Source organism: Cohnella silvisoli (genome assembly GCF_021190915.1).
GTDB lineage: Bacteria > Bacillota > Bacilli > Paenibacillales > Paenibacillaceae > Cohnella > Cohnella silvisoli.
In genome coordinates, this window is the sequence record NZ_JAIOAP010000024.1 from 18,083 (window position 1) to 37,419 (window position 19,337).

Consider the following 19,337-nt stretch of genomic DNA (forward strand, 5'->3'; position numbering starts at 1 on the left):
TTTTATATAGTTGTTGGACTGTTGTCAATGAGACGTCGGATGCCCAAATATGATAATCCATATTTCATATTGACTTTCTAGATAATTCGAATTACAATGATTCTCGTAGGAAACAGTGTTACCAAATAAGTCGTTGATTATTACTTTCCAAGGAAATCGTAGAATTCGTTTAAATTATCGGTAACATTGTTACCGTATTAAAACATCGAAACCGAAAAGGAGATTAACGCTATGACAATTCATGGAAAATGGACGCTCGTCACGGGAGCTTCTTCCGGTATTGGAGAGCAATTCGCAAGGCAGCTAGCCAAACAAGGCAGCTATTTGGTACTCGTGGCCCGATCGCAGAGCAAGCTTGAGAGTCTGGCATCAGAGCTTAGAAAGAGGTATGGCATAAAAGCGGAGGTTATCCCTATGGATCTTGCGAAAGAGGGTGCACCTAGCGAGTTATATCGGCAATGTCAACTTTTGAAAGTGGATATCGAACTTCTGGTCAACAATGCAGGCTTTGCTACACACGGTTTGTTTGAAGAAGTGTCAGGCGAGCGTCAACATGAAGAGGTTATGCTCAATGTCGCCGCAGTTGTAGATATGACCCACTTGTTCTTGCCGGACATGTTGCGTAGAAGCTCAGGTGCAGTTATCAATGTTGCTTCAACCGCCGGATTTCAACCGCTTCCTTATATGGCCGTATATGGGGCGACGAAAGCTTTTGTTTTATCTTTTACTCAAGCATTGTGGTGGGAAAACCGCAACCGCGGCGTGAAATTTTTCGCGCTTTGCCCCGGGTCGACGGACACCAGTTTCTTTAATGTCGTAGGAGCGGAAGAAGCATCCGTCGGAAAGAAAGATACTCCGGAAAGAGTCGTAGAAGTTGCGCTTCGTGCATTGGAGGAAGGAAAACTGTATGTCGTTCCAGGTGTGCAGAATTATTTCGGGGCGCAGTTATCGCGATTCATTACACGAAAGCAAAGTCTTCGACTTGTTGGGAGCATGCTTCGTCCGCGTAAAGGATCGGGCAATAATAAAAATCCGGGTAATCAATCTGATCTTGCAGGGAGGACAATACGATGAAAGCGATACAACTGATAAATGGCTTCGGATTTGAGGAATTGACCTTGGCGGAACTTGACATACCAAAGCCGGGTCCTCAGGAGGTGCTGATTCGCATGAAGGCAGCTTCTCTGAATTACCGGGATCTAGTGATTCTGAACGGATTAATGCCGATTGAAATCAAATTTCCCTTCATTCCGTTATCTGATGGAGCGGGAGAAGTTGTAGCCGTTGGCCAAGGAGTGACAAGGTTTCAAGTTGGAAACCGAGTAGCGTGTAATTTGCAACAGAAATTCATTGCCGGCAGTCCGAAGGCAGAGGTGTTAAGAGATAGTTTGGGAGGTCCCTTGAACGGAGTCGCGGCCGAGTATGTCGTCCTGCATGAAGACGGAGTCGTCTCTATTCCCGATCACCTCACATGGGAGGAGGCTTCGACCTTGCCGATCGCAGCATTAACCGCATGGAGCATGCTAATGGAATACGGTAGTTTGCAAGCGGGCGATACCGTGCTTCTGCAAGGGACAGGGGGCGTATCCATTTTCGGGCTTCAGTTCTCTGTTATGGCCGGAGCGCGGGCGATTATTACATCGAGCAGCAACGCCAAACTGGAACGAGCAAAAGCTCTCGGCGCATGGCAAACGATCAACTATTCGGAAGTTCCCGATTGGGATAAGGCTGTGTTAGAACTGACTGGCAGCGGCGTCGATCATGTTCTGGATGTTGGAGGGGCGGCAACGATGGGGAAATCCATAAATGCGCTTCGCGTTGGAGGGACCTTAAGTATGGTCGGGTTCTTATCGGGCTTAACTATCCCGGAATACGACGTCACCGGAATCTTGCAAAAAGCCGCAACCGTTCGCGGCAGTCAAGTCGGCAACCGAGATCACTTTGAAAAGATGAATCGAGCGATTGCCCATCATCGTTTACATCCCGTCATCGACCATGTTTTCCCGCTGAACCGAATTGGAGAAGCATTCGCGCTCTTGGCTGAAGGGAAGCATTATTTCGGTAAAATCGTAGTCCAAATATAAAATCTCATTTATAAGACATAGGAGACGTTCTAATGCCCAATAAACCAGTTAGCTCCGCTAAATTCAATGAAGTTGTGAATAGTCCTAAACGCTCATCGCGTAGAGTGCGCAGAGTGATATTATCGCTGCTTGCGGTGATCCTTTTGGGTGTGATCATTTTCTTGCTTGTACCTTCACCTATCGAACCGACAAAATGGATCACGCCGGCGGGCCCCTCATTTAAGGAACCGGGTCCGTGGCAACAGAACGACAAACTCAGCTCACCTCAACTTGTTACGGATGCCCCTAAATCCCCGGAATTCATAACCTTTGATAAGGAAGGTAAGTTATATACAGGAGATTCTGATGGGAAAATTTACAAGGTTGGTTTCGATGCAGACGGCAATCCGCAAGAGGCTCAAGTGTTTGCAGATACCAAAGGAACGCCTAATGGGCTTAAATTCGATGCCAATGGCAATTTGATCGTTACTGATGTTAAGAGGGGACTGCTTTCAATAAACCCATCCGGGAGCATAGAGGTATTGGCTGATCAAGTGGACGGCAAGCCGATCTATTTAGCTAACGAGCTTGATATTGCCCAAGACGGCTCCATTTATTTTTCTGACACTTCGAACTATGGGCGCGTCACGTTCAAGGAAATGGCCGAGAACAAGCCGCATGGACGTTTGCTGAAGTACGATCCAATGACCAAACAAACGACTGTCCTTTTGGAAGGCCTCTATTTTGCAAACGGGGTTGCCTTGTCTGCGGATGAAGATTTCGTGCTTGTTGCGGAATCGTATCATTATCAGCTGACCCGATACTGGCTCAAGGGTTCAAAGAAGGGGACAACCGATATTTTTGCGAAAAATCTCGCCGGCTTTCCAGACAATATTACGCGTGATGAGCAAGGTCATTTCTGGGTCGGCATCTTTACGACTCGCATTTCTTTTGTAGATCAAATGCATCGCAGCCCTTGGTTGGCTGGTACTATGGCCAAAGTACCGGAGTTGTTGCTTAGCGGTGCAAGCGCACCAGCGAAGCATGGGCTTGTTGCTGAACTCAGTCCGCAGGGTGAGCTTGTCGAAAGTTGGCACGACCCCGAAGGCTCACTGTATGGCGTAACTACGGCTGTAAATCATAACGGATATTTATATATTGGAACAGCACCCGGAGGCAGTGAGGGCGTTCATCGCCTGCTTTTACCAAAGTAAAATCGTTATGAGCGAGTGGATTAAAGGGAGACCCGTGAATGAATAACGGGCTCTTTTTTATTTGCTGTAATAGAACAGAATGTTTAACCATTTCGCAGATTTAACCCCTAATCAAATACGATGCAAACGTTTACATTTAGAGTGCTGAAGCAGCGAAATTCTGTGAAAGGAGGCCATAGTTAATTTGCAGTTATTCAAATGAATTCAAATGATGAAGGAGGCAAATGCAATGTCAACGATCACTCCGATGAGAAGAAACTGGACGATGGCTTTGATCGCTATACTGCTCGTTTGTGGGTTACTGCTGCCGCTAACAGGCAGCAAAGCTTATGCGGCGAATACGACGTATTACGTAGATTCAGCGGCGGGCAGCGATACCGCGAACGGCACAAGCACGGGCACAGCATGGAAAACATTGACCAAAGTGAACTCGGTAACGTTTCAAGCTGGGGACAAAATTTTGTTCAAAAAAGGGGGTACTTGGAACGGACAGCTGCATCCGCTCGGCTCAGGCAGCTCCGGCAATCCGATCACGATCGATTCCTACGGAACGGGCAATCGTCCGCTTATTAATGGTGGCAGTCTGGCGTCAGGAGCAGCCGTGTATCTGGTGAACCAACAGTATTGGGTCATTCAGAATTTGGAATTGACGAATAATACCGGCTTGGACAACTCAGGTACGGCAACCGTAGGAGGTGTGCCCCGTCATGGCATTTATATCGAATCAAACGGAGGCGGGAAGCTTAACTACTTCCGAATCGTCAATAACTATGTGCATGACGTGAACGGGTGTTTCAACTGCGGCGCGGTAGAACCGCATACCAATGGCGGCATAAGCATGTTTGCCGGCGGGGCAAGCGACGGCTTCAACGATGTTGTCGTTGAGAACAACATAGTAGATCACGTCGGACGCAACGGAATTAACATCTGGGATGCCAGTTATCATACGGGGGATCAAACTGTGGTCATTGCATCGCAGCTTAGCACCGGCTTGACCGTCCAGAATAACAGCGTTTCCTATACGGACGGCGACGGCATTCTTGTTTTCGGTTTCAAGGATTCGGTCATTCAGTACAACGTATCGAACGGTGCGGGTCAGAAAATGATCACGGGCTTTAACATGAACGCAAGCGCTGGCATCTGGCCAACCCGTTCAATAGGCACGATTGTGCAATATAACGAAGCTTATGGTACCCAGACGACGGATACGGACGGACAGGGCTTCGACGTCGACCTCGGTCACTACGGGGCGATTGTCCAGTATAACTACAGCCACGATAACGAAGGTGGATTCATTCTATTGATGGGACCATACACGAACACGAGTACGATCCGCTACAACGTGAGCGTGAACGATGCCTATGGCGGTGAAAAAGGGGTCATTACGTTCTCCTGGGGAGTGCCGGAAGGCACGAACATCTATAACAACACCATTTACATCGGCTCTGGGCTCAAAAACCCGATTTATTGCGATGGCTGCGACGCGAATACGCCGGGAACGTGGAGTTTTAAGAACAATATCATCTATAACGTGGGGACGGGTACTTATGCCTATCCAAGCGTCGGTGCCACCATCGATAACAATTTGTTCTATGGGAATCATCCGGCCAGCGAACCAGCCGATGCTCACAAGCTGACTTCCGATCCGTTGTTCGTGAGTCCGGGAACCAGTTCACCGGGGCTGAGCTCGGCGACCGGTTACAAGCTTGGCACCGGATCGCCCGCAATCGGCAGCGGTCTGCTGATCTCGGGCAACGGCGGCAAGGATTACTTCGGGAACATCGTCTCAAGTATGGCAGCTCCAAGCAGAGGTTTTCATGAAGCAGGCACCTTCACCGCTCCGGTTCAATTGACGGATTATGCGAACGATTGGAGCGTTTCGAACTCCCATTCCGCCAACATGATGTTCGATTCCACTAATCCGTCTTATTTTAACGGAGATACATCCCGGTTCAAACGCAGTTCGACGGCGACGGGATACGTCATTTATTATTTTGCCGACATGAAGCAATTTGCCGCTAATATTTATGAGTTTAATATCAATTTGACGAAAGTGAAGTTCTATTCTTCGCCTAACGGCACGACTTGGACGCTGGTCGCGAGCGCAAATACGACACCTGCCGCGACTGCCGCCGGATGGGCTTTTACGCAATACACGCCTACCGCGAATCTTCCGACGGGAACGAATTACTTAAAGGTGGAGTTCTCGGATACGACTTCAGCTTGGGGAACGCAGCTGGGGCAGATTGTGATCTCGAAGTAGACAACGAATGATATTGAAATAGAAGGGCAACGCTCGCGTTGCTCTTCTGTTTCATAGAAAGGCGATGTATATATGAATAGAAAGCGCCGTATCGGAATGATGCTTTTGATCGTAATGACTTTCACTTCGGGCTGCACTGTCAAAGCGGAAAACGAGAGATCGTCCGATAGGACGAATGTTCTAGAAATCGTAGCCTCGGTTAACGGAGAACCGATTCGATATGGCGAGTTTGCGATGATAATGGAGCGGAAACGCAGCGAAGCTGTTCGGTATTTTTACGACAAATACGGTGCAGAGGACATTGCTGAATATTGGACCACCGCCTTCGGCAAGGAAACTCCTATCGAATGGCTTAAATCGGCTGCGCTCGATGAAACAGCTAGGATCAAAGTCCAGCAGATCATCGCCAGAGACGAGGGCGTCGTTAAGCGAATCGATTATTCGGATTTCCGAAACGACTGGATCCAGGAAAACGAGCTCCGCCATAAAGCGGAAGAGAAAAAGGAATTAATATACGGACCGCTGCAGTATGATGAGAACGTCTACTATGAGTATGTGTTCAGCAATACGGTACTTCAGGTAAAGGAGAAGCTAAGGAAGCGTTCAAACACTTCGGTTGGAGAAGGGGAAAGGTTATACCAAGAACTGTTGGAACGGAAGCTGAGCTCTGCAACAGACGTCATCCAACGGGATGTGTATGATCGCATCCAAAACCCATAGCCTAACAAACTTTTTCGCAGGGTTGTCGGATGTCATACGTCATAATAAAGCGTTATTATAAGGGTCGACAATGGAATCCTATGATCATGGAAATCGAGGAAACATATGAATCTAAAGAATCTTATATTTGTACCTGATAATTATGTTCCTATTAGCGAATTTATCGTGCTTGACGCTACGTCGGCGTACTCGGAAATCAAGGTGCACCCGGAGATTATAGGCACTCTCGTAGGAAGTGGCGCGAAAGTCAAAGCAACTCTTTACTCGGATGAAACGGTAGACTACTTGGAAACGCTGCATATTGATTCGGATAATGGGCTCGTCCGGTTCTCGTCGAAGAAAGCCGGCATCTATACAATCGTCACGGAGAAGCTGCTGAACGATTTCCCGATTGTCACGAACTGGAACGCCGCATTAAATGGCGGAAGAGGCGGTCCGCAGCCAGGCGGGACGGATGGAATCGGCGTACTGCGGCTGAACGGAGAAACCGGCGAGCGTGAAGTTGAATTGCCGCTGCGTGACAGCGATTTGTCCAATCCTTATTATTACCGGACGGATGTTTATGCCTTGTTCGCGGGGGAAAAAGGGGGAGACTCCTACCGGGCGCCTGGTTATGAGCGCTATATCGGCGAGACGTACAGTTTGTTTCGCGTTACGGAGGAGGCCGTTTTGAAGTTGTCCGACGAAACGCTGAAGCTGACCGGATATCCGGTTATTGTTCGGTCCCCTGACGCTAAACCGGAGCAATTGGAAGGTGTGCCAGCCTTTCAGCTTGTGCATGGACGTATCGTGGGACAGGGAGAAAACCGCAGCATGGTCAGCTATATTCTCCCGCCTTTCTGGTCCCGAACACCTGAGACTCGTTATCCTGCCTTATTCAGCGGATTTTATGATCAAAATGAAAATGTGTTTTCTACCGTCGGTCCTCCCCTGCTGAAAGCGCTTGGCCAGACGCTTCTCGAAACCGGGAAAGGCGCGATCGGCATCATCTGGAACGGGGGTGGCTCGTCCGGCACGCGAACGATGCACGGTTCGGTTTACGACAATCTGGATGATTTGTTTCGAACGTCGGTGGAGCTGTTTGCGGTAGACAGCGAGGCAATCGTAACGGTCGGCGGATCGCGCGGGGGCATCACGAGTTTGGTGGCCGCGGGAAATCCGAACAGCACTGTGTATTCGGTTCGTTACGCCATCTGTTACAACGTACCGCTGGCTTTCGGTGATCCTTTGAAGGAGATGGTCAACCCTACTTGTCCGGTTTGCTGGCGCGCGATTTGCGAGGATATCGGCTACAAAGACGCTTGGCAGCCAGGCTGGAAAGACCCGGAAGGCCGCACGGCCATTGATCTTTTCTTGATCACCCTGTTTGGAACAAGCGATTCTGCCTTGATCGCAAGCGAGCTTAGCCCAGCGTCGGACCGAATTCTGATTGCACTGAAAGCCAAAGGAACGAAAGTTTGGTTGACTCACGGGACGCATGATGCGTTCACATCAAGCTGGTTATCTTTCGAATGGGTGGATCGGGCCCGCAAGAACGGCGTGCGCGTACGGCATGAAATCGGTTATCGGTTCGGTCATAATAACTGCACTAATCCATATGACAGCGCAAAAATTTGTTTGGAATCCCTTCTCTCTGGCGAGGAATTACCGATGGAGGGAACGTGGCATTATCGAAGAGCGAGCGAAGCGCCGGAAGAGTGGGAGCTTGCGGAGCGATTCGAACCCGTTCGTCTACCGGTATTCATGGAAGGACCGAAAGTCGCAGTTATCGGCTTGCCTATCCTCCTCATTCTTTACGGCGAACCGGGAATGGAATACCAATTGACGCTCCACCCCCCGCGGGAGTTGGATCCGAAGGAACCTATTGTCCTGATGGAAGGAACTATGGAACGACTGAAAGGTTACAGGCAATCATTCTCATTTGTGAAAACCGTTCAAGCCGTGTCTAAGCAACTTATTCCAGGCACCTATGTCTATGATTTGCGGTTTAGAAGAATTGGCTCTGCTAACTGGGTGAAGACCGTCGTTCATGCGCCTCATCCCGGTTTTAAAGGGCGGCCGACGCTGGAAGTGATCGAGGAAATACCGAATTTCGCGAGCGAAGAGTGGCTGGACAAGACGATGCAGTATGCGATAGGTTGGGGATTAAGCGAAGTTTGATAAAAAGTAATCAACTAGGCATGAGAGCATGTCCATCTATACTCATTTATCGAATAGTTGGTCATAGATCCACTTGTTATTAACTTATGCAGAGCTCCATCGGGATTAAAGGCATTATTGCTTCGAAACCAATATTCGCTGAAGTAGTGATACCGATATTTCTCGGAGATATGGCCATAGAATTTCCTGATGAAATGATCCGCTTGTTTAAGCAATCCGAGTTTGGCTTTCCTAACTATGGAGTGGTCGGTTGGTTTGGCAGGCAGCCAGAAAGCGGATAGCCAGTTCGTGTCAGCTTTATGCATGGCGTATCTAACGGCATGCAGCAGCTTCAGCGCCGTTCGGTACTGAAGCTTGAGGATTATGGAAATTTTACGCGCCGAAATACGTTCCCCCGAAGCAACCCAGTAGAAAGTAAGCAGCCAATATCGGAGGGGGAGCTTCGTTCGATGCATAGCCGTGCCTGACGTGATGGAGGTTTGAGTCTTACATATGGCGCACTCGAACAAATTACGAGTTTTAATATAACTATGTTTGTGTTCTCCGCATTTCGTACATATGAACCCGCGCGGCCACCGGATATTAAACAAGTAATCCCGGCAAGCTTGTTCGTCGGGAAAGCGCGCCATAAACTGCCGAACGGATATCATACTGAACACTTCCTTCAACTAGGGCTAATGCTTTATAATTCAATTATATCAGAACAAGCGTTCTTATTTCAAGTGAATTTTGGAAATTTTAGTAATTAATCGAACGAAATAGATTTTCATTTCCCTTTTTCGTCATCCCTGAGTGAACTGCACAGGGTGATTTTCAAATCGGTGTATGCACTTTGCTCAGGGGACTCGCGGAATGGATTGATCGGTGTATGCTCTTCGTTCAGGGGACTCGTGGAATGATTGATTGATCGGTATGCACTTTACTCAGGGGGCTCACGGAATAGAGTTAAGAGGTTTCTTGAGAGGTAAAAGATGTGGGCTTGTGGGGTTTTGATAGTAGGTAATATATAAAACCGTTTCCTTGATAGGATAGCGGTTTTTTTGCATTGTGACAGATATCCCCTTACCTTATTTCTTATTATGAGTCATAATAAAAATTAATTATTCAATTGTGAGTAATATTTATTGAAAATATCTGAACAATGGCTTATATTTACTTGTATCAGAATTGCCTAATACAAGGAGGACTGATAAAGAATGAATAGTGAAACTTGCAATAGCTCAAACGACAATCCCGTCAATGATTTGGGGCTCATTATTTGCAAATCCTGTTCGCAGATTATTGGCACGCTCCCGACTAATGGCTACAAGAAGTTTTATATCGTTTGCGAGAATGAACAATGCAGCAGCGGTCTGCAAGGGGGAAATGAAGATGAGTTCTAAACAAGTATTTGGTTTTCAAGAAGGAAATGCTCAAATGAAAGATCTTCTTGGAGGGAAAGGGGCTCACTTGGCCGAGATGACTCGTTCGGGGCTTCCGGTACCTCCCGGTTTTACTTTATCGACCGCAGCTTGCTTATCTTACTTTAAGACGGGGAATGGCTTGTCCGATTCGTTGTGGGGGGAGACGTTGTCCGCGCTTGAACGCTTGGAATCTGATAGGGGGCAACGGTTCGGTGACCCAATTAATCCATTGCTTGTTTCGGTTAGATCCGGCTCGGTGAGTTCCATGCCGGGTATGATGGACACGATCTTAAACCTGGGGCTCAATGACCAAACCGTTCAAGGACTATCCCAGCAAACAGGCCACGCACGTTTCGCCTACGATTGCTACCGCAGACTGCTGCAGATGTTCGGCAACGTGGTTCTTGGCATCTCAGGGCATCATTTTGAGAAAATTTTCAATCAAATGAAACAAAAAGAAGGGGTCACTCAAGATCAGGATGTATCGCTCGAGGGGCTGCAACAGCTCATTCCTGAATTCAAACGGTGTATTCAAGCACATGCGGGACGCGGCTTCCCCGAAGACGTGCATGAACAGCTTCGACTGGCCATAGAGGCCGTTTTCCAATCGTGGAATAATTCCAGAGCCCAAATCTATCGGAAAATCAACCGGATTCCCGACAACCAAGGAACTGCGGTTAATATTCAGAGCATGGTGTTCGGGAATATGGGAATGGACTGCGGAACGGGGGTCGTATTTACGAGAAACCCTTCGACCGGGGCTTCGGAATTATTCGGCGAATACTTGATCAATGCGCAAGGGGAAGACGTGGTCGCGGGAGCAAGGACCCCGCAGCCGGTAGCGTCGCTTCATAACGAAATGCCGGAAGTGTATGAAGAGTTGGTTCGCGTCGCGAAGCGGCTAGAGCAGCACTATAAGGATATGCAAGATATCGAGTTTACGGTGGAAAAAGGCCGGCTCTATATTCTTCAGACGAGAAACGGGAAAAGAAACGCGCAGTCGGCCGTAACGATAGCGGTGAATCTAGTGAAGGAAGGTATCATTTCGAAAGAAGACGCTCTCCAGAGAATCGAAGTTTCCCATTTGGATCGGTTGCTGCATAGAGGAATCGATGAAATGGAAGTTAAGGAAGTATTAGCTATCGGCTTGCCGGCATCTCCCGGTGCTGCCGCCGGGCAAATCGTATTCCATGCGGATGTTGCGATGGAATGGAGCCAGGAAGGAAAGAAGGTTATCCTTGCTCGTCCCGAAACAACGCCCGAAGACATCCAAGGCGTGTTGGTATCCGAAGGGATCGTAACTTGCCGTGGAGGGATGACAAGCCATGCCGCGGTTGTTGCGCGAGGGATGGGCAAACCGTGCGTATGCGGCTGTGAAGACATCAAGATCGATGAAGAGCTAAAGCAAATGACCGTCGGCTCCAGAATCGTGCGCGAGGGAGACTGGGTAACGATAGACGGCGCAAGTGGACGTGTAATCCCAGGGGAAATTCCTTTGCGCGAAGCTGAAATAACGGAAGAGCTATCCGAGTTGTTGGAATGGGCCGATTCGATTCGCAAGCTTAAGGTCAGGGCCAATGCGGACAATCCTCACGACGCGAAAGTAGCCAAACAATTCGGTGCCCAAGGCATTGGCTTATGCAGGACGGAGCATATGTTTTTCTCGCCAACCCGCCTTCCCGTTGTGCAGCAAATGATTCTTGCTGAAGATATCGAAGAACGCGCGTTGGCGTTGGATCAATTGCTGCCGATGCAACAAGCTGATTTCGAAGGAATGTTCGGAGAAATGAACGGTTTACCGGTAACCATTCGGCTGCTGGATCCGCCTCTGCATGAATTTTTACCCAAAGAGAAAGAACTGCAGAAAAAGCTGGAGGAGTTAAAGCTGGCTCCCGAAGAAAAAGAAGAGGAGAAAAAGGCGATCCACGCTTTGATTCGCAAAGTACATTCCCTGGAAGAAACCAACCCCATGCTCGGACAGCGGGGATGCAGACTGGGAATCGTATATCCCGAAATATACGAAATGCAGGTCGAGGCTATTTTTCGGGCGGCATCTCGCTGTTTGGATCGCGGGGTAGAGGTTAAACTCGAAATTATGGTTCCGTTGGTTGGGCATGTAAATGAATTGATAACGCTTCGCAAGATGATCGATACGGTAGCCAAGCAGATTCTGGAAGAAGGCAATGGCAAGGAAGTCCCTTACCAAGTAGGAACGATGATCGAAGTTCCGAGAGCGGCGCTTACCGCCGGACAAATTGCTCCTTACGCGGACTTCTTCTCCTTCGGCACGAACGATTTGACGCAAATGACGTACGGCTATAGCCGCGACGACGCGGAAGGGAAATTCCTGACCCATTACCAGGATCATAAAATTTTGCCGAATAACCCTTTTCAGGTGCTTGATCCGGATGGCGTCGGCTTGCTGATCGAATGGGCGGTAACCTCGGGAAAATCCGTGAAACCAGCGATTAAAACGGGGATTTGCGGAGAACACGGCGGGGATAAGGATTCGATCTTCTTCTGTCATCGCACCGGTTTGGACTATGTCAGCTGTTCTCCCTTCCGCCTCCCATTGGCAAGGATAGCCGCAGCGCAAGCAGCTATTACGTATGGAGACAAAGCAGCACCTAAACAATCTATTCCCATTTTATCCAAGGGCGGGGTTTGATAGAATATGGGGATGAAAGCAAGACAAGGAGGGTATTGCCATCGAACTGACATCCCGCCAACAAGACATATTAACGATCGTGACCAATCAACAGCCGATATCGGGCGAGTATATCGCAGAACAGTTGAAAACGACTCGTCCGGTTATCCGGTCCGATCTAGCGTTGCTCGTAATGCTGAACTATCTGGAAGCTAAGCCTAAGGTCGGCTATTCGTTGGGCCGTGCCTCCAGACAGAAGGAGATCGCACTGGAGAGACTCCTCGTGATGCAGGTAAAAGAGTTTCAATCCGCACCTGTCGTGCTCCGGGAAACCGCAACCGTAAGCGACGCCGTCGTAACGCTTTTCCTGGAAAACGTGGGCAGCTTGATCATCTGCGATGCGGACGGCTATCTTGCCGGTATCGTTTCCCGGAAGGATTTGCTCAAGGTGACGCTTGGCAATGCCGCGGCCACGGCGATGCCGGTCAGTTTAGTTATGACCCGGCATCCGAACGTACATACGATTACGCCGGAAGAGTCAATTATGGCAGCGGCTAGCAAAATGATTTCTTATCAGGTCGACAGCTTGCCCGTCGTAAGGGCACCCGCCTCGTCAGATGAGATGACTAATATTGAAGTGATAGGGAGAATTACGAAGACAACGATGACCAAGGTGCTGCTCGAACTGGCATTGGGCCAATAATTGGGGGGAGAAGGATTGAACGAGAAGGAGCGTACCATATTCGTTTGCTCCGATTCCGTAGGAGAAACCGCCGAAGCGGTAGTGAAAGCGACTATTCGGCAATTCAATGCCCATCATACGCGCATCACCCGGTATGCCCATATCAAGAACGAAGAAGAAATACGTTTTCTCATGGAGGAGGCAGTTCGTCAAGGCGCTTTCGTCGCGTATACGTTAGTTCTTCCCGAACTGAGAGAGATGATGATGCAGGAAGCAGGCAGGCTCAAGCTTAACGCGGTCGATATTATGGGGCCCGTCATGCAGGCGTTTATCGATACTTTCCATGATTCTCCGAAAAGGGAAGCGGGCCTTCTTCATCGCTTGGACGAAGAATATTACCGGCGTGTCGAAGCGATTGAATTTACGGTTAGATGCGACGACGGAAAGGACATGAACGTTATCCCTCAGGCGGACATCGTCCTTCTCGGAGTCTCGCGGACTTCCAAGACCCCTCTTAGCATTTACTTGGCCCACAAAGGCTACAAGGTGTGCAACTACCCGATCGTTCCAGACATTAAGCCGCCTAGAGAGCTGCTTCAGCAAAATAAAAGCAAGCTGGTCGGACTGACGATGGATGCAGGACAGCTCTCTAAAATCCGCACCGAGCGGCTGAAATCCGTCGGATTGCCGAAGGGAGCGAAATACGCTTCCCTCGAACGCGTCGTGGAAGAGTTGGAGTTTGCCCAAGATCTGTATAAGGAGTTAGGGTGCATGGTCATAGACGTTACGGAGAAAGCGATCGAAGAAACGGCCGGTTTGATTGCGGAGTCTTACTTCAAATAATCTTTTTGTTTTGTTCGTCTATGAATGCCGATATTGTGAGAAATTGTCCCGGTATGCTAGTATGTTGTCATACGAGGAGGGTTTCCGAAAATGGTCAAGTCGGCAAAAAATTACTCCGTGCCAGCTATCGAAAAGGCAATTACGATATTGAACGGCATATCGAAAAACGGAAAAATGAACATTAATGAAATTCATTCCGAACTTAACATTCCGAAAACAACGGTGTTTGTCATATTGAATACGCTGGAACGTCATTCCCTTATCGAGAAACAAGATGACGGAAAATACGTGCTCGGCCACGGCGTTTTGTACTGGGGAATGAACTACTATCAGCAAAGCGATATTAAGCAGGTTACTCGTCCACACCTTGAAAAGTTAGTCGCGGGAACGCCCTTTACCGCACATTTGGCGATTCTTGTTAACTATCAAGCGGTATACATAGATAAATTCGAAGGAAACGGATTCGTTCGTTTCGCGACAATCGCCGGGCAAGCATTGCCATTGCATCTATCGGGCGTGGGTAAAGCGTTGGCTTCGGGGATGACCGATGAAGAAATTACGCAGTCTTTCTCCAAGATGCCAGGAGTAGACGAGACCAAACGGGGACAATTGGCAGACAAGTTGATCGAAGACGTCCATTTTATTCGCGAACATGGATATTCCATTGAAGACGAGCAGATGGAAGAGGGAATCCGCTGCATTGGGGCACCGATCTTCGGAGAGAACGGCCACGTCATCGCGTCTATTAGCATTACCGCCTTGAGCAAGGATTTGCCTGCGATCAAGTTTCATGCCATTGGCGAGCAGGTTAAAGAAACGGCATTGCGGGTTTCCGGAGAAATGGGTTATCAACGAAGGTGAAACGAATAAGCTTCAGACCGAGCAGACCGCGATGACGGACTGCTTTTTTTTATACGGCAACAAGAATTGACAATAGAATAGGGCTATGCTAAATTTGGCACATATTCAACTCGTTAAAAAAAATTCAATATTTAGAACTGGAGCTGCCCCAATGAATCTACGGAGCGAACAATGGTTTAATCATCAGTCCTTTGAAACTCGATTCCAGCATGCTTCTGCGATGCGTGCCTGCGGACATGATCCGGAATCGTATGTAGGGAAGCCCATTATCGGAATATTTAATTCATGGAACGATCTGAACAGCTGTAACGCTCCCCACAAAGAGCTCGTTGAATATGTCAAGAAGGGCGTCCTGGCAGCAGGCGGATATCCGATAGAAATGCACACGATCACAACGGCTGCGGATTTTAACAAACCTTCCGATCTGCCTTACCGCAATCTGATGTCGATGGACGTGGAAGAAATGATACGTTCATTGCCGTTGGATGGTATTGTACTGCTCTGCGAATGCGACAAGACTACGCCCGCGCAGTTAATGGGTGCGGCAAGCTGCGATCTTCCGACGCTGCAGCTTGCGGCTGGGCACAGAGCTGCTGCTTATTTCAAAGGCAAACCGGTTAACTACGGAACGGATTTGTGGAAATACATGGATATGTATAAGGCCGGAGAGCTTTCCGACGATGAAATGAAGGAGCTGGAGAAGGGCATATCTTGCTCCTTCGGCGGATGTCCGGTCATGGGCACTGCTTCTACGATGAAGAGCGTTTCGGAAATGATGGGCATGATGCTGCCGGGAACTTCCGATATTCCGGCAACGGATTCAAGAAGAAGAATTGCCGCCGAACGAACCGGCAAACGGATCGTGGAAATGGTTAAAGAGGGACTCACTCCTTCCAAGCTGATGACGGAAGCTGCCTTCCACAATGCGATTAAATTGCTCGCCGCGCTTGGGGGATCGACGAATGCAGTATTGCATTTAACCGCTATAGCGGGTCGTTTAGGTATTCGTATTGACCTTAAGCAATACCAGGAATTATCGGAAAGCGTTCCTTTAATCGTAAACCTTCAACCGAGCGGCCTTTACGGGATGGATGACTATTTTCATGCAGGAGGATTGTCCGGGGTCATATACGAATTGCTTCCAAGGTTGGATGGGGAGTGCTTAACCGCTCTTGGCAAGCCCCTGAGCGAAGTGTATACGCAGAAATCGGAAAGCCCTCATATTATTACTTCCTTGGAGCAGCCATTCAAAGCGGAATCGGGCATTAAAGTGTTGAAAGGAAATTTGGCCCCATCCGGCGCAATTCTTAAGCTGTCGGCTAGCTCCAAGAAGCTGTGGAAGCACCAAGGAAAGGCTTACGTCTTCGACAGCTATGAGCAAATGCTGAAAGAGATCGATAGTGATGACTTGGACGTGGATGCCTCGACCGTATTAATTTTGCGTAATTGCGGACCGGCCGCATTAGGCATGCCGGAATGGGGAGAAATTCCGATCCCGACGAAATTGCTTAAAGAGGGCGTTGACGACATGGTTCGAATCAGCGATGCCAGGATGAGCGGAACCAGTTACGGGACAGCTATATTACACGCTTCTCCCGAAGCCGCAGTGGGCGGGAACATCGCTATTGTCCAGAACGGGGACATCATTGAGGTGGACGTGGAACAGGGGCTGTTGCACTTGCGGTTATCCGATGAGGTTATCGATGAGCGGAAGCAGGCTCTGTGTCCGTTTCCGCAAAGATATCCGCGCGGTTTCCTTAAATTGTTCGCCGATCATGTCCTGCAAGCAGATGAAGGATGCGATCTGGATTTCCTTCGTCCGAACAATAAGGAGGAGGCTCGTTTCGTACCTCCGATTGTCGGGAGAAGCTAAGCTTTATTGTATGGAATCGTTCTTTGGGCTGTCCCACAAAGTCTGAGAAGACTAGAGGGGCAGCTCCTTTCTTTGAAATTTCGACTGTATGATACAGCATGACAGAGAATAACTGTAAATCTCCAGTTGATTAGAAAAAAATGATTGAAGGCTCATAGGCTTACTGTAAAAGTCCAGTTATTTTCCCCCGTTCCATACCTTCACCCCATACTTTATTAAAAATAACAGTACAATTGCTGTAATTTCCTCAATCCTAGTGTGCAGCCAACAAAAATAATCGATTGACACCGCCCTGCTATCTCTTATATATTCAGTATATGGATTAATAATTAATATATTGAACAATCAGCGGAGGGAAATCAAAATGGAATTCAAAGAAAGCGCCAGATTATATGAAGAAGCGAAGAAATACACGCCAGGCGGCGTTCATACGTCGATCCGGAATTTAGAGCCTCATCTTGTTTTCAAAAAAGCGGAGGGAGCCTACATCTATGATGCTGATGGCAATCGGTACATTGATTATCAAGGCGCTTTCGGACCTTACATTCTCGGCCATAATCATCCTTACGTGAACAACAAGGTCATCGAGGCTTTGAGCCGCACCGACCTTTACGGAACGGGAACAACCGATCTTGAGATCGAGCTTGCTCAGAAAATATGCAAACACGTCCCTTCCGCGGAGCAGGTGCTGTTCTGCAACTCAGGCTCGGAAGCCACCTATCATGCGATTCGTCTGGCGCGCGCTGTGACGAAACGCTTCAAGCTGATCAAGTTCCAAGGCTGTTACCATGGCTGGCATGATTACGTGGCCAGAAATATGCTTAGCTCCTGGGACATGATAGGCAAACGGGATCCGGGATCAGCGGGTATGATGGAAGAAGCTATCGACAATACGCTTGTATGTACTTTTAATGATCTGGAAGATGTAGAACGCACTTTGAAGTCGAATAACGGTGAAGTGGCAGCTTTGATTGTAGAGCCCATTCCTCATAACATTGGCTGCATTATGCCGCAGCCGGGCTTTCTTGAAGGTCTTCGCAAGCTGTGCTCGGAGCATGGAACTTTGCTGATTTTCGATGAAGTCATTACCGGATTCCGTCACGATATCGGATGTTATCAGAAGGTGGCTGGCGTGACGCCTGATCTAACTACAATGGGTAAAGCGATGGCTAATGGTTTCCCTATAGCTGCCGTTGCAGGCAAGAAGGAGTACATGCAGCGTTTCAACACGCAGCCGGGTGGCGATGTCTGGTTTGCGGGTACCTATAACGGACATGCGGTAGGTACGGCGGCCTCCATTGCGACCCTTGAATTGATGGAAAACGAACCCGTTCACGAGCATGTTTTCCGATTGGGAGAGAAGATGCGCAGCGGGCTTCGAGAAATCCTTAACCGTTTGGACATCGAGGCTTACGTTGCCGGATTCGGTTCTGTTTTCACGACTTATTTCATGAGCTTCGAGCCGAAAAACTACAGCGATCTCCAGCACAACGATGCAACATTCTATGTGGCTTACCGGCGGGCATTGATGGAGAAGGGCATCTTCAAGCTGCCGATGAACATGAAACGGAATCATATCAGCTACAGCCACACGGATAAGGAAATTGACTACACGCTTGAGAGCATTGAAGAGGTACTTAGGGATTTGAAGGGTAAAAAATAGAGAGATTTGCATAGCGGAATGGTTATAATGAAAAAGCGCAGGGATTTTCCCTGCGCTCCTATTATAATTAGGCGTAGTTACTTATTAAAAGTCGCCTGCGCCCGCCAGATGACCGCCGTCTACGACGAGTGTCGTTCCCGTAATATATGAGGCTTCGTCGGAAGCGAGGAATAGAAAAGCATTGGCGGTCTCTTCAATCGTTCCCATGCGGCGCATTGGGGTGCGATCCGTGATGTTTAGCGTTTCTTCCTGTTTTGCCTTCAGCTCTCGGTCAAGCGGCGTGTCGATGAATCCCGGCGCCACTGCGTTCACCCGAATGCCATGCGAAGCAAGATCGACGGCCATCGACTGGGTCAAGAGGACGACTCCGCCTTTGGAAGCATTGTAATGGGCCAGCATTCCGCTTCCTGCCAAGCCGTTCTTGGATGCCATGTTCACGAAGCTGCCAGGCCTGCCTTCTTGAATCATTTTCTTGCTGATCGTCTGACTAAGCAGGAACATCGCGTTAAGGTTTATGTCCATGATTTTCGTCCAACGCTCGAAGGGAATATCCGTGAATTTCTCGCGAACGGCGATTCCGGCATTGTTAATGACGATGTCTATGCCACCTAGAACGTTCCATGCGGTTTCCGCTGCCTCTTCAATATTAGCCGGGTCAGCTAAGTCGCAGAGGATAGATTCAACTTTCGACGGGGTGCCGGTTGAGATCTCCATCGCTAGCTGCCGCAATTGCTCAACGGAAGCAGCCAACTCTTCTTGGCGAACGTCCAATAGGACGATATGAGCGCCTTCGCGAATAAATCGGTCAGCGATGCCTAATCCGATACCGCGAGCACCGCCTGTTATTAATGCTATTTTACCCTTTAATCTGGACAAATGAACTCCTCCGCGTCTCAAAATTTAGTATACTGAATAAAAATTATGATTTTAATATAGAAGCAGCGA

The 19,337-nt window shown here is 48.6% G+C and carries 15 protein-coding genes; 13 read left to right on the top strand and 2 right to left on the bottom strand.

The genetic code is table 11. From position 1 onward, the window contains the following. Window positions 1-231: 231 nt before the first annotated feature. The 6 genes from K7P76_RS30420 (at window position 232) to K7P76_RS30445 (ending at window position 8,420) form a co-directional block, all read left to right on the top strand. Window positions 232-1,074: an SDR family NAD(P)-dependent oxidoreductase gene (locus tag K7P76_RS30420; protein ID WP_232189865.1), complete on the top strand. Its 843-nt coding sequence runs from the start codon at window positions 232-234 to the stop codon at window positions 1,072-1,074. Then, complete coding sequence (locus tag K7P76_RS30425; protein ID WP_232189866.1) at window positions 1,071-2,084, top strand: zinc-dependent alcohol dehydrogenase family protein; 1,014 nt, start codon at window positions 1,071-1,073, stop codon at window positions 2,082-2,084. Before K7P76_RS30420 ends, K7P76_RS30425 begins: the two co-directional genes overlap by 4 nt. 32 nt (window positions 2,085-2,116) lie before the next feature. Continuing rightward, a complete protein-coding gene (locus tag K7P76_RS30430; RefSeq protein WP_232189867.1) occupies window positions 2,117-3,277 on the top strand; it encodes an SMP-30/gluconolactonase/LRE family protein in 1,161 nt (386 codons plus the stop codon). A 229-nt stretch (window positions 3,278-3,506) separates the two neighbouring features. Beyond that, complete coding sequence (locus K7P76_RS30435; protein WP_232189868.1) at window positions 3,507-5,540, top strand: right-handed parallel beta-helix repeat-containing protein; 2,034 nt, start codon at window positions 3,507-3,509, stop codon at window positions 5,538-5,540. Window positions 5,541-5,612: 72 nt separating this feature from the next. Then, entirely contained in the window at window positions 5,613-6,260 is a 648-nt protein-coding gene (locus tag K7P76_RS30440) for a hypothetical protein (RefSeq protein ID WP_232189869.1), read from the top strand. Window positions 6,261-6,365: 105 nt separating this feature from the next. Continuing rightward, window positions 6,366-8,420 (top strand): hypothetical protein, encoded by a 2,055-nt coding sequence (locus K7P76_RS30445; protein WP_232189870.1) that lies wholly within the window; start codon window positions 6,366-6,368, stop codon window positions 8,418-8,420. A 14-nt stretch (window positions 8,421-8,434) separates the two neighbouring features. Here the strand turns inward: K7P76_RS30445 and K7P76_RS30450 are convergent, their stop codons facing one another. Beyond that, window positions 8,435-9,070: a transposase gene (locus K7P76_RS30450; RefSeq protein ID WP_232189871.1), complete on the bottom strand. Its 636-nt coding sequence runs from the start codon at window positions 9,068-9,070 to the stop codon at window positions 8,435-8,437. Window positions 9,071-9,616: 546 nt separating this feature from the next. On the opposite strand from K7P76_RS30450, the gene K7P76_RS30455 reads away from it, so the two are divergent. The 7 genes from K7P76_RS30455 to K7P76_RS30485 all read left to right on the top strand — a co-directional run bounded on the left by K7P76_RS30455 (window position 9,617) and on the right by K7P76_RS30485 (window position 18,392). Beyond that, window positions 9,617-9,802 carry a GapA-binding peptide SR1P gene (locus K7P76_RS30455; RefSeq protein WP_232189872.1) on the top strand — a complete coding sequence of 62 codons (186 nt, stop codon included), beginning with the start codon at window positions 9,617-9,619 and terminating at the stop codon, window positions 9,800-9,802. Further along, window positions 9,792-12,491, top strand: a complete 2,700-nt coding sequence (gene ppdK, locus K7P76_RS30460; RefSeq protein WP_232189873.1) for a pyruvate, phosphate dikinase — start codon at window positions 9,792-9,794, stop codon at window positions 12,489-12,491. Before K7P76_RS30455 ends, ppdK begins: the two co-directional genes overlap by 11 nt. A 67-nt stretch (window positions 12,492-12,558) precedes the next feature. After that, window positions 12,559-13,173, top strand: coding sequence for a helix-turn-helix transcriptional regulator (locus tag K7P76_RS30465; protein WP_309244809.1), 615 nt, complete (start codon window positions 12,559-12,561; stop codon window positions 13,171-13,173). A gap of 15 nt (window positions 13,174-13,188) precedes the next feature. After that, complete coding sequence (locus tag K7P76_RS30470) at window positions 13,189-13,995, top strand: pyruvate, water dikinase regulatory protein (RefSeq protein WP_232189875.1); 807 nt, start codon at window positions 13,189-13,191, stop codon at window positions 13,993-13,995. A gap of 90 nt (window positions 13,996-14,085) precedes the next feature. After that, a complete protein-coding gene (locus tag K7P76_RS30475; protein WP_232189876.1) occupies window positions 14,086-14,856 on the top strand; it encodes an IclR family transcriptional regulator in 771 nt (256 codons plus the stop codon). Between the two features lie 151 nt (window positions 14,857-15,007). After that, window positions 15,008-16,729, top strand: coding sequence for a dihydroxy-acid dehydratase (locus K7P76_RS30480; protein WP_232189877.1), 1,722 nt, complete (start codon window positions 15,008-15,010; stop codon window positions 16,727-16,729). Between the two features lie 364 nt (window positions 16,730-17,093). Continuing rightward, complete coding sequence (locus tag K7P76_RS30485; RefSeq protein ID WP_232189878.1) at window positions 17,094-18,392, top strand: aspartate aminotransferase family protein; 1,299 nt, start codon at window positions 17,094-17,096, stop codon at window positions 18,390-18,392. An 84-nt stretch (window positions 18,393-18,476) separates the two neighbouring features. On the opposite strand, the gene K7P76_RS30490 is transcribed toward K7P76_RS30485, so the two are convergent. After that, window positions 18,477-19,268 (bottom strand): SDR family NAD(P)-dependent oxidoreductase, encoded by a 792-nt coding sequence (locus K7P76_RS30490; protein ID WP_232189879.1) that lies wholly within the window; start codon window positions 19,266-19,268, stop codon window positions 18,477-18,479. Window positions 19,269-19,337 lie beyond the last annotated feature (69 nt).

Bases quoted from the DNA above. Each gene is read 5' to 3' on its own strand.
- K7P76_RS30420 (WP_232189865.1), top strand. From the start codon at position 232: ATGACAATTCATGGAAAATGGACGCTCGTCACGGGAGCTTCTTCCGGT.
- K7P76_RS30425 (WP_232189866.1), top strand. From the start codon at position 1,071: ATGAAAGCGATACAACTGATAAATGGCTTCGGATTTGAGGAATTGACC.
- K7P76_RS30430 (WP_232189867.1), top strand. From the start codon at position 2,117: ATGCCCAATAAACCAGTTAGCTCCGCTAAATTCAATGAAGTTGTGAAT.
- K7P76_RS30435 (WP_232189868.1), top strand. From the start codon at position 3,507: ATGTCAACGATCACTCCGATGAGAAGAAACTGGACGATGGCTTTGATC.
- K7P76_RS30440 (WP_232189869.1), top strand. From the start codon at position 5,613: ATGAATAGAAAGCGCCGTATCGGAATGATGCTTTTGATCGTAATGACT.
- K7P76_RS30445 (WP_232189870.1), top strand. From the start codon at position 6,366: ATGAATCTAAAGAATCTTATATTTGTACCTGATAATTATGTTCCTATT.
- K7P76_RS30450 (WP_232189871.1), bottom strand. From the start codon at position 9,070: ATGATATCCGTTCGGCAGTTTATGGCGCGCTTTCCCGACGAACAAGCT.
- K7P76_RS30455 (WP_232189872.1), top strand. From the start codon at position 9,617: ATGAATAGTGAAACTTGCAATAGCTCAAACGACAATCCCGTCAATGAT.
- ppdK (WP_232189873.1), top strand. From the start codon at position 9,792: ATGAGTTCTAAACAAGTATTTGGTTTTCAAGAAGGAAATGCTCAAATG.
- K7P76_RS30475 (WP_232189876.1), top strand. From the start codon at position 14,086: ATGGTCAAGTCGGCAAAAAATTACTCCGTGCCAGCTATCGAAAAGGCA.
- K7P76_RS30480 (WP_232189877.1), top strand. From the start codon at position 15,008: ATGAATCTACGGAGCGAACAATGGTTTAATCATCAGTCCTTTGAAACT.
- K7P76_RS30485 (WP_232189878.1), top strand. From the start codon at position 17,094: ATGGAATTCAAAGAAAGCGCCAGATTATATGAAGAAGCGAAGAAATAC.